Source organism: Labrys sp. (in: a-proteobacteria), assembly GCF_047605565.1.
GTDB classification, from domain to species: Bacteria; Pseudomonadota; Alphaproteobacteria; order Rhizobiales; family Labraceae; genus Labrys; species Labrys neptuniae.
In genome coordinates this window covers 62,916-74,842 of sequence record NZ_JASGFM010000019.1, presented here as the reverse complement: position 1 = coordinate 74,842, position 11,927 = coordinate 62,916, and the positions used below count along the sequence as shown (strand labels likewise).

The window sequence follows — 11,927 nt, the reverse complement described above, 5'->3', positions numbered from 1 at the left end:
CGATGACGCCTGGCTATGCCGCTCGGTTTCTCGACGCGATCAGCAGCTCCGCCTCGAGCAAAGCGAACTCGACCATGAGATCGGTAACCGAGAGTTCCGGGTGCTTGTCCATGAATTGCCGGGCCCGCAACTGCATGGCCTCCCTGCCGAGGATCATTGCGGCTTCCAGGGGCGAAATCGAGGCACTGTCGTCCGCGGCGCCGGCAAGCTCCTCGACATCGCCATTGGCGACATGCTCCTGCCATTGAGCCTCGGTCATCTGCCCGGAAAGATAGCAGGTCCGCAGCAATTCGGGGTCCGGCTTCGGCGGATTCCGCATCGTAAAACGCCCAATATCCTACACTATCCTGGTGCCTGCCTCTTGGGCAGGACGGCGGCCAAAATATCGATGCCGGACCCAGCATCCAACATATTCCGTCGTATATAGGTCGTGCCTGTTCAAATAGTAAGACAACCACCCTTCTATGGAATTTTCATTCCGTAGCAAAAAAATCGTGAAATGTCAGATTAACTTGCCGGCCGCCACATGGCAGCCGTCAGCGCCCGGATGAGGCCGTCCCGCCATCATAGGCAACCGGCGCATCCTGCACTTTGGCAGGGAACGGCAGGTCGCACAGCGACACGTTGAAAACCGGATCGGGCCCGAGTGCCTCAGGCCAGATAGCGCCCGAACCAGGCGATTGTCCGGTCCCAGGCGAGCTTGGCCGCCGCCTCGTCGTAACGCGGGGTGGAATCGTTGTGGAAGCCGTGGTTCACGCCGGGATAGACATGGGCCTCATAGGTCTTGCCGCCGGCCTTGAGCGCAGCTTCATAAGCCGGCCAGCCCTCGTTGATGCGGGTATCGAGTTCCGCATAATGGATCAGCAGCGGCGCCTTGATGCGCGCCACGTCCTCGGCCTTGGGCTGGCGCCCATAGAAGGGCACCGCGGCCGCGAGCTCGGGATAGGCCACGGCCGTGGCATTGGCGACGCCGCCGCCATAGCAAAAGCCGGTCATGCCGACCTTGCCGGTCCCCGACTTGTGCTTCATCAGGAACTCGGTTGCCGCAAAGAAATCGTTCATCAGCTTTTCGGGATCGACCTTGGCCTGCAGGTCCCGCCCCTTGTCGTCATTGCCGGGGTAACCACCGACCGAACTCAAGCCATCGGGTGCGAGGGCGACAAACCCTGCTTTGGCGACACGCCGCGCCACATCTTCGATATAGGGGTTGAGGCCCCTGTTCTCGTGGACGACGACCACACCGGGAACGGGACCCGTCGCCTTGGCCGGGCGCACGAAATAGCTGCGCACCTCGCCATTCCCCTTGGGCGAGGAAAAAGTGATGTACTCGGCCACGATGTCTGGATCGGTGAACTGCACCTGCTGCGCATAGGCGTAATTGGGGCTGAGAGAGGCAAGAATGGCCGCTGCCGTCAGGCCACCCACGGCAAACTTGCCGGCGCGATCGAGGAACTCCCGTTTGGAGATCTTGCCATGCGCATAGAAGTCGTAGAGTTCAAGCAGTTCCTGAGGGAAATCCTTGGCCGTCATCCGGGTCATCGATCGTCCCTCCATCCCAGTGGATCCTGGGGGCAGACTACATGATCTGCCGGCCGGCGGTCTTCACAATGGCGAGATGGCCGGGTGCTGCGAGCGGCGCGAGAGCATCAGATTACTCAGATGCCTTTCAAGCTGCCGCCTCGCCGAAGAGTCCTCGTCATGGTGAAGGAGATAGCCTCCACTGTCGGCAGTTATCTCATGCCGCCAGCGCCTTGCGCAGCGCCTCGTTGATCCGTGACTGCCAACCAGGCCCATCCGCCTTGAACCGATCGATAATATCCTGATCAAGGCGCAGCGAAACGAGCATCTTCGTCGGCGCCCTTTGTCGGCCACGTTGCCCGCGATATCGCTTCTTCAGCGCATCCATCATCTCCGTCGGCAGGACCTCGCCAGCCGGCCTTGCCTTGGCAAAGTCCGCCTTCTTCCATGTCGGATTGTCAGACACCTCGCTCCAGTCTTCCCTCGTAAAGACGGAGTTTGGAATGTAATCTGATGCCTTCCTACCAGCCATAGAGCTCACATTCCTTCTTGCTCGCGGTGCGGAGGCTGATGATCGACAATGCCTCCGACCCCAGTGGGGAAACGATCATGGCGACCAATAGGATACCGTTCATTTCGCCAATCATGCGAATGCGCCTGCGACCGTTCCTGCTCGGCGATGTCTCAAGCGCGATTGCCGTCCCGAAGTCGAATCCTTCCTCGACATGAGCGAAATCCAACCCATGCTTTACAAGGTTTGGCAGCACGCTTTGGTTCGTCCCAGACGAGCTCCATAGCTTTTTGTAGCTACAAATCTTTCTTTGTCAATCTTTTTGTATATACAAAAAAAGGCCCCATAACAAGGGGACCATCCTTTGGGCGCTCCTTTCGTGCTTCCAAGGCTGAAGACGGAAGCGACCGACCGCCCCTGTCACAAGCGCTGCTGGATGCGCCGGGCGATGTCGAACAATCGACGCTCCAGCAGGACCGGCGTCTCACAGACATAGGTCAGGGAGCGGCCGCGCTCCTCGAAGATGCGCTTGTCCCATTTGAGCTGGGTTTCGAGATCATCCGTTTCCTTGCTGCCCACCGCGCTGGGGGAATCCTTGGCGGCACCGATCTTGTCGCTCTCGTCGCGGATGCGATCGGCGAGCTTGTTCTGGCCGCGCGCATAGCGGCCGATGCCGCCCAGGATCTTGTCGCGCTCCTCATTGACCAGTTCGAGCACACCGGCGAACAGGCGCGTCAGGCGGGCGTCCTTCTCCGCCCCGGTCTGCTGTACGAAACCGTCGAGCAGACCATCGACCTCCTCGATCGGCGTCCGGCGCGAGGCGAGCTTCTGGGCCATCGCCGCCGTGTCGAAATCCTTGGTCCAGTCGCCGGCCGTCGCGATATCCGGCCCGCTCCAGACCACGCCGGCGCTCAGCGTGCCGACCTTGCGCTGGATGCAGGGCCAGTCCGGATCGGGCTGGGGCTGCTGGGCCTGCACGGTGTGAACCCAATCCACGCCACCCGCCAGCATCACCACCAGGATGGCCGGCCGAAGGGTCCGCACCACGGACCTGCCAGATTTCGGGGGCCTGCCAGATCTCATGATGCTTCTCCTTTGGGGCCGCCGCGGCGCACCATCAGGCCGCGGGACGGGTCATAGGCGATGAGCGCGGCGGCGAAGAACAGCACCGTGGTGCCCACCACCACCGCAAGCGCGACCGGCTCGAGCCGGCCATAAAGGGCAAAGCGCACCAGCTCGACCCCATGGGTGAACGGGTTGGCGAGGCAGGTCAGATAAAGACCCTCGCTCGCCTCCCGGATGCGCCAGAGCGGGTAGAGCGCCGAGGAGGCGAAGAACATCGGGAAGATCACGAAGTTCATCACGCTGGCGAAATTTTCGAGCTGGCGGATCAGCGAGGACAGGAAGAGGCCGATCGAGCCGAGCATCAGGCCGGTCAGCACCAGCGCCGGCAGGGCCAGGACATAGCCCTGCACCGGCGCGTCGACATCCCACCAGGCTGCGATCGCCAGGAAGACATAGACCTGCAGGACCGACACCAGCACGCTCGCCGTCAGCTTGGCGGCCAGCAAAGACCAGCGCGGGAAGGGGCTGGTGAGCAGCACCCGCATCGAGCCGACCTCGCGGTCATAGACCATCGAAAGCGAGGACTGCATGCCGTAGAAGAGCTGGATCATCACCGCCAGGCCCGGCACGACATAGGTCTCGTAGAGCACATAGGTCTCGTAGGGCGGCTGGATCGAGACCCCCAGCACATTGCGAAAGCCGGCAGCGAAGATGAAGAGCCAGATCAGCGGGCGCACCAGCGCCGACAGGAAACGTTCCTTCTGGTTGACGAAACGCAGCATCTCCCGATGCGCGATGCCGCCCAGGCAGACCAGATAACCCGAAAAGCTCAGCCGCGAGGTGAGTGCCGTATCCGACATCAGGCGGCCTCCCTGTCAGTCAGGCGGCGGAAGGTCTCGGCCAGGCTGGCGCCGCTGCGAGCAGCGAGCATGGCCGCCTTGCCCTCGGCGACGATGCGGCCCTGGTGCAGGACATAGACGTCGTCGTTGTCGGCGATTTCCTCGAAGATATGGGTGGCCCACAGCACTGCGATGCCCTCCTCATCGACCAGGCGCCGCACCGTGGCGACGATGTCGGCCCGGGCTGCAAGGTCGAGGCCGACGGTCGGCTCGTCCAGGAGCAGGAGGCGGGGCCTGTGCACCAGCGCGCGTGCGATCTCCACGCGCCGGGCCTGGCCACCGGAAAGCGTGCGAACCTTCTCGTCGGCCCGCTCGGCAAGGCCCACGCGTCGCAGAAGCGTAAGAATATGCTCGCGGACCGCCTTCCCGCCGAGGCCGTGCAAGGCCGCGTGATAGGCAAGGTTCTGGCGTACCGTCAGGTCGGCATCGAGCGTGCGGGCCTGGAAGACGACGCCGAGCTCGGCAAGTGCCCGCGACGGCGTGAGATTGAGATCATGCCCATAGACCTCGACGCGGCCGGAACGGTTCTGATAGAGCCGCGTCACGATCGAGAACAGGGTCGTCTTGCCGGCGCCGTTCGGCCCCAGCAGGGCGACGAAGCGCCCGGCCTGCACCTCGAGCGAAACGTCGGTCAACGCTTCGCGTTTGCCAAAACGATGACCGACGGCCGAGACCGAGAGCGCCGGCTTGTCCGAACGAACCGTCATGGTTGATCCCTGTCACGCCGAGGATGCGGCAGGATACACCAGGCCCGGCGGACGGCAGAACGAAGAGTTGCTGGCAGGGGTTTGCGCTGCCCCTCACCCTTACCCTCTCCCCGCAAGAGCGGGGCGAGGGAGCGCCAAGCGCCGCGCATCAACGTGAGACGTTGAGCTTGCGGGACAAAACGCGACGCCGAGGTCCCCTCGCCCCGCTTGCGGGGAGAGGGTAAGGGTGACGGGCAGCACCATCCTGTAACCATTTCACCGCACCTGATCGGCTCGCCAGGCCCAAAATGAACGGTATTTCACAACCATCACTTGCCCTTGAGCTTGGCCTTGAGCTGGAGCAGACCGGCCAGATAGATATCTGCCACAGCCTTGCGCGCAGCATCTCCCGAGACGCCCTTGGGGTCGAAGGTGGACGACCAGGTGATGGCGATCTTGCCCGGTTCGTCGTCCTCTTCCACCTTCAGGGTGGAGACGTAATTCTCGATCGGCAGGGGGCTCTCGAGAATCGCATAGGTGTAGGACGTGTCCTTGTCGTCCCATTTGACCAGCTTTTCGACGAATTTGGCGCCGTCCTTGGTGGTGAGTGTGCGGATCTTGGCGCCGTCCTTTTCCGAAAGCTCGCAGGAAGCGATGGCCGGATGCCAAGTCTTGATACCGCAGAAATCGCCGATCAGGGCCCAGGCTTTGGCCGGCGTGCCCTTGCCCTCGACGCGATTGGAGTTTTTTTCCGCGAGGGCCGGGCTGCAAGCAAGGCCCAATACCGCCACGGCGCCGACAAGAGTCGCGATACGCATGTTCTTCCTCCCCAGATCTTGCTGATTGAATCGTCGTGTCGCGTCAGTTCGGCGAAACCACCACGCCCCAGGGGGCCTCGCCGACCGGAATGGTCTTGATCACCTTCTGGCTGGCGACATCGATCACCGACACGTCGTTGGAATTGCCGTTGGTGGCGTAGAGATATTTTTCGTCCGGCGTGAAGGCGAGCTGCCAGACGCGCTGGCCCACCAGCAGATATTTCTCGACCTCCAGGGTCTCGCCATTGATCACCGCGACGCGGTTGGCGGGCCCGAGCGCCACGAAGGCCGTCTTGCCATCCTTGGTGACGCGCACGCCAACGGGCTGGATCGTCTCGGCGGTGACGCCCGGGACCTGGAATTCGATCTTCTTGAGGATCTTGCGGGTGGCCGGCTCGATCACGCTGACGGTGCCGCCAACCTCGGAGCTCACCCAGACCTTGGAATTGTCCTTGTTGAATTCGGCAAAGCGCGGACGTGAATCCACCAGCACGCTATCGATCACCTGGAAGCTGGTGGTGTCGATGAAATGGGCCATGTTGGTGGTCTCGGAGGTGTTCACCAGCATCTTGCCGTCAGGGCTGATGCCCATGCCCTCCGGCTCGACGCCGACGGGCACGGTGGCCAGCACCTTGTTTTGCTGCACGTCGACCACCGTCACCTGGGCATCGTCCTCATTGGCGATGTAGAGGGGGTTGCCGGAAGGGTGCAGGATGAAGAGTTCGGGATCGGGCCCCGACTGCAAGGTGCGGGCCACCTTCATCGTCGCCGTGTCGATCACCTCGACGCCATCGTCGTCACTGGCGCACAGATAGAGGGATTTTCCGTCATTGGAGATGGTGATGCCGCGCGGGCGCCGGCCCGTCGGCACGGTCTGCTTGACGGTCTGGGTCTCGGAATCGATCACGGAGATCGAATTGCCCTTCTCATTGGAGACATAGACCGTGTAGGCCTGCGCCGTGCCGGCCAGGCAAGCGGCCGCCAGCCCCAAAAAAGCAGCCTTGGCGAAATGCGGCATGATCCGGTTCCTCTCCAGGCGGGCATCCCCGCAGCGCGTTCACGGCAAATGACATTGGCTTTCGGGCTGATCGGCGCCGAGCGTATCGAGCACGCTGCGCTGATGCAGGTAACCGGGCTGCGGCGACACCGAAACGATCGCCATCGGCTGGGCAATCAGCACCGGCTGGCGCAGCTGGTGGTCCCAACCGCGAAAATTCACCGGTACGCCCTTGAAGGCGGCCAGCTGGAATTTCGGATCGACGAGGAAGGTCGAGATCGCCGCCGGATCTGCCGACTTGGTCCGCGTCACGGCTTCCCCCACCGCACGTACCGCGACCCAGGCCTGATAGTCGATCGGCCGCATGGTCCGCTTGGCCCGCTTGAAGAAGCGGCTCTGCAATTGCGCCGACCCCCAGGCATCCTGGGCGCGGTGCCAGGAGGTCGCGATCAGGCCCTGCGTACCGGCGATGACCTTGGGGTCCCAGGTGCGATAGCTGAGATAGTCGCCGAAATCGGCCTCCTCATCGGCCACCAGCATGATGTCGTAGTCGACGCCGCGGCTGAACACCAAGGCATCCGACTGGGTGATGCTGTCGCTGCGGGCGCGGGCGAGCGGACCGAATTCCCAGGCCTTCTCGGCGACGAGGGTAAGCCCGAACTTCTTGGCCGACTGCTTGAGCGCGTCGGCATAGAGCTTGTCCGCCGCGGTAGGCCCGTAGGTGAGGAAGAGCTTCATCCAACGCTTGGTCGCCAGATACTGCACCAGCGCATCGGTCAGCATGGCGCGGCTCGGCGGAACGTGGAACACATTGGCGCGGCAATCGGCGCCGCGCAGCCGGTCGTCCTGCGCGGCAGCGTTGAACACCACCACCGGCCGTCCCTTGAGGGCATCGGCGACGGCGAGGAGTTCGTCCGCCGTCAGGGCGACGACCAGGAATTTCGCCCCCGCATCGGCCAATTTGACGGCCGATTCCACCGGCGACTGGTCCTTGTCCAGCACGACCTGATCCAGCACATAGCGCTGACCGGAAAAGCGGCCTGTGGTGTTGTTGTCGTCGATGGCAAGCCCCGCACCGGCCGCGGCCTCGTCTTCCGGCGTGGGATCGAGCTCGTAGAGCGCGGGCGGCGGTGCCTTGTGGGTAATGACCCCGATGCGGACCTCAAGCGGTTCGGCCGCCCTTGCCGTGCCGCAGGACAGCATGGCCACAAAGGCGCACAGCAAGGCTGCCATCAGGCTGGACAGGCTTTTTGAACTCGCAGCCGGTAACACATTTCGCTCCCGAACGCGCAGGCCTCTGCGTGCCTGAACATCAGCAAGCTTACGCATTGCAATTGAAGAACGTCAACTTAATATACCTAAGGAATTTATAAGCCGAATACAGTCTGTACTGGCCTTCATGTTCATGGCAATTTTTACTAGAACGTGAACTGACATGCTTTCATAGAATATTCTTAGTTACGAAGGGACCACTGTGCTTGAATGGATGTCCCTGATTGCAGGAACGCACCGGCGCAGCCTGAAGTATTGGATCGGAAGACATCGCGGCCAGCTGCGGCAGACGGGCGTGGCAATGCTTGTCCTGCTGGCAGCGGCCCTTGTGCACCCCGTGCCGGCCCGCGCCAGCGAGGCCGGTAAGGCCCTGCTCGCCCTGCCCTTCGGCTATCTCGACACGTCCGGCGAGGCATCCGACCAGAAGGAAGCCCATGCCGACCGGCTGAAGGCGATGTCGACCCGCCTGACCGACCGGCTGCAGGCGGGCGGCTTCTACCGAATCGTTCCGGCCACGCCGGGAATCATCGCCTGTGCCGGCAACGACCAGGACTGCCTGCTGGGAGAAGCACGCAAGGCCGGTGCGGATTTCATCCTGACCGGAGCCGTGCACAAGACCAGCACCCTGATCTCGGCGATCTGGGTTGGCGTTTTCGACGCCAAGGACGGCAAGCGCATCTTCTTCCGGCAGATCAGCTTCCGCGGCGACACGAATGAGGCCTGGCAGCACGCCACGGACTTCGTTCTGGGCCAGTTGCAGGAAGAGGCGCGGCAGGCGCGGTGAAAAATCGCATGGTTGCCGCCGAACGCCCATGAGGGCATTGTGGGACATAAAGAGGAAGAGCGCATCGTGACCCGTTTGCTTGTCAGTGTCGTCGACAGCGCCGAAGCTGGGCTCGCCCTTGCGCAGGGGGCCGATCTCATCGATGCCAAGGATCCGGAGGCCGGCGCCCTGGGCGCCCTGCCGCTTGCCACTATCCGCAGCATTCAGGCCGGCCTGCCCGAGGACACCATCACCAGTGCCGTTGCCGGCGACGACGACGATGTCGAGCGCCTTGCCGACAGTGCCCTGGCGATCGCCACCACCGGCGTCACCTTCGTCAAGCTCGGCCTCGGCCGGACGATGGCCCAGCCTGCCAGCGTCGCTGCGCTCGGCCGGCGGCTTGCCGGGCATGGCCGCTTCATCGCGGTCCTGTTCGCCGACGAGAACCCGCCGCTGTCCCTCACGGCCGCGCTGCATGAAGCCGGTTTTGTCGGTGCCATGCTGGATACGAGCCAAAAAAGGGGGATCCGCCTGCCCGACCTGCTGACGATGGACCAGCTCGGCTCCTTTGTCGCGGGCTGTCGCCAGCTCGGCCTGATGTCAGGGCTTGCCGGCTCCCTGCGCATCGAGGACATCGCCCCGCTCGCCGCCCTCGGCCCCGACTATCTCGGTTTCCGCGGCGGGCTCTGCCTGGCCGGCAATCGCCGCGGCCAGCTCGACCCGCAGGCCATCGGCCGCGCGGCTCGCCGCCTTCAGGCAGTCCGGCACGGCGAGCAGGCTGCATGAGCCTGACCGTGGTCAAGATCGGCGGCAGCCTGTGCGGCTCGGCCCGCCTCGAGCGGCTGCTCGGACAACTCGCCAGCGAAATCGAGACACCGCTGGTACTGGTCGCCGGCGGTGGCCCCTTTGCCGATGCGGTGCGCCAGGTCCAGGCGGCCATGCCCTTCGACGACATCCTCGCCCATCGCCTCGCCCTCGACGCCATGACGCACCTGGCCGAAGTGCTGGCCACCCGCCATCCGCGCCTGACAGCGGTGGGAAGCAGGGCTGACGTCACGACAGCTCTGGGGGAGGGCAGGCTCCCGATCTGGCATCCCGCCGAACTGCGTGCCGGACATCCCGATATTGCCGAGAGCTGGGCGGTGACGTCGGACAGCCTGGCGGCCTGGCTGGCCGCCGAACTGAGGGCCGACAGGCTCATTCTGGTCAAGTCTGTCGACGTCCCCGCCGAATCGACCCCCGCCGCCTTGGCGGCGGCCGATATCGTCGACACCCATTTTCCCCGCTACGCGGCCCGGTTCGCCGGTTCCATCGTGGTAGCGGGTCCTTCCAGCGACGACAGGCTTGCCGCGCTGTTTCCCGTTCCCTGCGAGGCTTCATGAGCCGGCGTCCTGCACAACCACGCCTGGCCTGGGCCCTCACCGGCTCCGGGCATTACTTCACCGAATGCCTGGAGCTGATTCGTGAAGTGGGGGATTGCGACCTCTTCGTCACCCGCGCCGCAGCCGAGGTGATCCGCATGTATCGCAAGCAGTTCGAGGCGTTGCCCAAGGGCACGCGGCTGATCAAGGACACCACGGCCAGCGCCGCCCCGGTCGGTGCCTTCTATCACGGCGACTACCATACGCTGGTGGTGGCGCCGGCGACCTCGAACACCGTGGCCAAATGCGTGTTCGGCATCTCCGACACGCTCGCCACCAATGTCTATGCGCAGGCCGGCAAATGCCGCATCCCCTCGATCGTGTTTGCCTGCGACACGGCACCGGAGATGGAGACGCAGGCCCCCTCCGGCATGGTCAAGGTCTATCCAAGGCGCATCGACCTCGACAATGTCGAAAAGCTCAAGGAATTCGAGGCGACGACGGTGGTCGAGACCTATGAGAGCCTGCGCCAGGCGGTGCTGGAAAGGCTGAAATGCGTGACCATCTCGCCCTGATCACCGGCCATCTCAGCCGCGTGAGGCTCGAACGCACGATGACGGCTCTGGGCCCGGTTTCCTTCGACTGGCTGATCCTCGATGCCGGCGTCAAGGTCGCTGCCCTGATGACGGAGGAGATCATCCGCCGGCGCGTCACCCTGCCCGAGGGCATCACGCGCGTCTTGTTGCCCGGCCGTTGCCGGGCCGACCTCGAAGCCCTTTCCGGCCATTTCGGCATTCCCGTGCAGCGCGGCCCCGACGAGATCGCAGACCTGCCCGCCTTTCTCGGCCGGGGCGGCCATCCGCCCGATCTCTCGCGCCACGACGTCACCATCTTTTCCGAGATCGTCGACGCCTCCCAGCTTTCGCCCGAGCAAGTGCTGGAACGCGCCCGCGCCATGGCTGCCAAGGGCGCTGATGTCATCGACCTCGGCGCACTGCCCGACACGCCCTTCCCGCATCTCGAAGACAGCATCAGGCTGCTCAAGCATCACGGCTTCAAGGTCAGCGTCGACAGCGCCGCGCCCGCCGAACTCAGGCGAGGCGCAGAGGCCGGCGCCGATTTCCTGCTGAGCCTCAACGAACATACGCTCGATCTCGCCCTGGGGACGCAGGCGGTCCCGGTGCTGGTGCCGGTCGAGCCCAGCGATCTCGCCTCGCTGCTACGGGCGGTCGAGCGCATGGAGCAGGAGGGCCGACCCTATATCGCCGATCCCGTGCTCGATCCCATCCATTTCGGCTTTGCCGCCTCGCTCGCACGCTATGTCGAGTTCCGGCACCTGAAACCGCAGGCCGAAATATTGATGGGAACCGGCAATCTTACGGAGCTGACCGAAGCCGACAGCCTGGGCCTCACCACCCTCTTGATGGGGATCTGTTCGGAACTCGCCATCCGCCAGGTGCTGGTGGTGCAGGTCAGCGCCCACACCCGCCGCACGCTGCAGGAGCACGACGCCGCGCGCCGGCTGATGTTCGCAGCCAAGGCCGATGGCTCCCTGCCCAAAGGCTATGGCTCGGCCCTGCTCGCTCTCCATGACAAGCGGCCGGTGGTGAGTTCGCCGGAACAGGTGGAGCAGAATGCGCAGGCAGTGCGCGATGCCAATTTCCGCATCGAGGTCAGCGATGACGGCATCCACGCCTATAATCGCGCCATCCATGCCCGCGGCACGGATGCCCTGGCCTTCTATCCCGAGCTCGATGTCGCCGGCGATGCCGCCCATGCCTTCTATCTCGGCACGGAACTGGCCAAGGCGGAGACCGCCTGGCGGCTCGGCAAGCGCTATGCCCAGGATGAGCCGCTCGATTTCGGCTGCGCCGCGGACAGGCCAAGCGAAGACGCCACCGGCTTCAAGGCGCCCGGCCATACGCTGGCCGGCCGCAAGGAAACAAAAAAATGAGGAGAGCCGATTCTCCACCCTCCCCTGGAGGGGGAGGGTAAAGAATTGGCGCGCCACGAAGGTGGGTTGTCGCGTAGAGGAAC

Annotated in this window: 15 protein-coding genes; 5 read left to right on the top strand and 10 right to left on the bottom strand. The window is 63.9% G+C overall.

Annotated elements, in window-relative coordinates; genetic code table 11:
• Window positions 1-13: 13 nt before the first annotated feature.
• The 10 genes from QM672_RS17920 to QM672_RS17875 all read right to left on the bottom strand — a co-directional run bounded on the left by QM672_RS17920 (window position 14) and on the right by QM672_RS17875 (window position 7,766).
• Complete coding sequence (locus QM672_RS17920; protein ID WP_311940558.1) at window positions 14-319, bottom strand: hypothetical protein; 306 nt, start codon at window positions 317-319, stop codon at window positions 14-16.
• A gap of 332 nt (window positions 320-651) precedes the next feature.
• Window positions 652-1,539 (bottom strand): YghX family hydrolase, encoded by an 888-nt coding sequence (yghX, locus tag QM672_RS17915; protein WP_394313207.1) that lies wholly within the window; start codon window positions 1,537-1,539, stop codon window positions 652-654.
• 196 nt (window positions 1,540-1,735) lie between these two features.
• Complete coding sequence (locus QM672_RS17910; RefSeq protein ID WP_415084167.1) at window positions 1,736-2,050, bottom strand: BrnA antitoxin family protein; 315 nt, start codon at window positions 2,048-2,050, stop codon at window positions 1,736-1,738.
• The gene (locus tag QM672_RS17905; RefSeq protein ID WP_415084165.1) at window positions 2,040-2,285 is read right to left on the bottom strand and encodes a BrnT family toxin; all 246 of its coding nucleotides are present in this window, start codon (window positions 2,283-2,285) and stop codon (window positions 2,040-2,042) included. The genes QM672_RS17910 and QM672_RS17905 overlap by 11 nt, the downstream gene beginning before the upstream one ends.
• 164 nt (window positions 2,286-2,449) lie before the next feature.
• Entirely contained in the window at window positions 2,450-3,112 is a 663-nt protein-coding gene (locus tag QM672_RS17900) for a hypothetical protein (protein WP_376717730.1), read from the bottom strand.
• Window positions 3,109-3,954: an ABC transporter permease gene (locus tag QM672_RS17895; protein WP_149250623.1), complete on the bottom strand. Its 846-nt coding sequence runs from the start codon at window positions 3,952-3,954 to the stop codon at window positions 3,109-3,111. Before QM672_RS17895 ends, QM672_RS17900 begins: the two co-directional genes overlap by 4 nt.
• Window positions 3,954-4,700 (bottom strand): ABC transporter ATP-binding protein, encoded by a 747-nt coding sequence (locus QM672_RS17890; RefSeq protein WP_311940555.1) that lies wholly within the window; start codon window positions 4,698-4,700, stop codon window positions 3,954-3,956. Before QM672_RS17890 ends, QM672_RS17895 begins: the two co-directional genes overlap by 1 nt.
• 308 nt (window positions 4,701-5,008) lie before the next feature.
• Window positions 5,009-5,497 carry an SRPBCC family protein gene (locus QM672_RS17885; protein WP_311940553.1) on the bottom strand — a complete coding sequence of 163 codons (489 nt, stop codon included), beginning with the start codon at window positions 5,495-5,497 and terminating at the stop codon, window positions 5,009-5,011.
• 43 nt (window positions 5,498-5,540) lie between these two features.
• Complete coding sequence (locus QM672_RS17880) at window positions 5,541-6,515, bottom strand: YVTN family beta-propeller repeat protein (RefSeq protein ID WP_311940551.1); 975 nt, start codon at window positions 6,513-6,515, stop codon at window positions 5,541-5,543.
• Window positions 6,516-6,554: 39 nt separating this feature from the next.
• Window positions 6,555-7,766, bottom strand: a complete 1,212-nt coding sequence (locus QM672_RS17875; protein ID WP_311940549.1) for an ABC transporter substrate-binding protein — start codon at window positions 7,764-7,766, stop codon at window positions 6,555-6,557.
• Window positions 7,767-8,067: 301 nt separating this feature from the next.
• On the opposite strand from QM672_RS17875, the gene QM672_RS17870 reads away from it, so the two are divergent.
• The 5 genes from QM672_RS17870 to QM672_RS17850 all read left to right on the top strand — a co-directional run bounded on the left by QM672_RS17870 (window position 8,068) and on the right by QM672_RS17850 (window position 11,844).
• Window positions 8,068-8,550, top strand: coding sequence for a DUF2380 domain-containing protein (locus tag QM672_RS17870; RefSeq protein WP_367625118.1), 483 nt, complete (start codon window positions 8,068-8,070; stop codon window positions 8,548-8,550).
• 66 nt (window positions 8,551-8,616) lie between these two features.
• Window positions 8,617-9,315 (top strand): (5-formylfuran-3-yl)methyl phosphate synthase, encoded by a 699-nt coding sequence (locus tag QM672_RS17865; protein WP_415084161.1) that lies wholly within the window; start codon window positions 8,617-8,619, stop codon window positions 9,313-9,315.
• Window positions 9,312-9,911: a uridylate kinase gene (locus QM672_RS17860; protein ID WP_415084159.1), complete on the top strand. Its 600-nt coding sequence runs from the start codon at window positions 9,312-9,314 to the stop codon at window positions 9,909-9,911. The genes QM672_RS17865 and QM672_RS17860 overlap by 4 nt, the downstream gene beginning before the upstream one ends.
• Window positions 9,908-10,465 (top strand): flavoprotein, encoded by a 558-nt coding sequence (locus tag QM672_RS17855; RefSeq protein WP_367624930.1) that lies wholly within the window; start codon window positions 9,908-9,910, stop codon window positions 10,463-10,465. The genes QM672_RS17860 and QM672_RS17855 overlap by 4 nt, the downstream gene beginning before the upstream one ends.
• Window positions 10,444-11,844, top strand: coding sequence for a DUF6513 domain-containing protein (locus tag QM672_RS17850; RefSeq protein WP_415084157.1), 1,401 nt, complete (start codon window positions 10,444-10,446; stop codon window positions 11,842-11,844). The genes QM672_RS17855 and QM672_RS17850 overlap by 22 nt, the downstream gene beginning before the upstream one ends.
• Window positions 11,845-11,927 lie beyond the last annotated feature (83 nt).

What these genes read in the sequence shown, in the direction of transcription:
- QM672_RS17920 (WP_311940558.1), bottom strand. Translation starts at nt 319, where the DNA reads ATGCGGAATCCGCCGAAGCCGGACCCCGAATTGCTGCGGACCTGCTAT.
- yghX (WP_394313207.1), bottom strand. Translation starts at nt 1,539, where the DNA reads ATGACCCGGATGACGGCCAAGGATTTCCCTCAGGAACTGCTTGAACTC.
- QM672_RS17910 (WP_415084167.1), bottom strand. Translation starts at nt 2,050, where the DNA reads ATGGCTGGTAGGAAGGCATCAGATTACATTCCAAACTCCGTCTTTACG.
- QM672_RS17900 (WP_376717730.1), bottom strand. Translation starts at nt 3,112, where the DNA reads ATGAGATCTGGCAGGCCCCCGAAATCTGGCAGGTCCGTGGTGCGGACC.
- QM672_RS17895 (WP_149250623.1), bottom strand. Translation starts at nt 3,954, where the DNA reads ATGTCGGATACGGCACTCACCTCGCGGCTGAGCTTTTCGGGTTATCTG.
- QM672_RS17890 (WP_311940555.1), bottom strand. Translation starts at nt 4,700, where the DNA reads ATGACGGTTCGTTCGGACAAGCCGGCGCTCTCGGTCTCGGCCGTCGGT.
- QM672_RS17885 (WP_311940553.1), bottom strand. Translation starts at nt 5,497, where the DNA reads ATGCGTATCGCGACTCTTGTCGGCGCCGTGGCGGTATTGGGCCTTGCT.
- QM672_RS17880 (WP_311940551.1), bottom strand. Translation starts at nt 6,515, where the DNA reads ATGCCGCATTTCGCCAAGGCTGCTTTTTTGGGGCTGGCGGCCGCTTGC.
- QM672_RS17870 (WP_367625118.1), top strand. Translation starts at nt 8,068, where the DNA reads ATGCTTGTCCTGCTGGCAGCGGCCCTTGTGCACCCCGTGCCGGCCCGC.
- QM672_RS17860 (WP_415084159.1), top strand. Translation starts at nt 9,312, where the DNA reads ATGAGCCTGACCGTGGTCAAGATCGGCGGCAGCCTGTGCGGCTCGGCC.
- QM672_RS17855 (WP_367624930.1), top strand. Translation starts at nt 9,908, where the DNA reads ATGAGCCGGCGTCCTGCACAACCACGCCTGGCCTGGGCCCTCACCGGC.
- QM672_RS17850 (WP_415084157.1), top strand. Translation starts at nt 10,444, where the DNA reads ATGCGTGACCATCTCGCCCTGATCACCGGCCATCTCAGCCGCGTGAGG.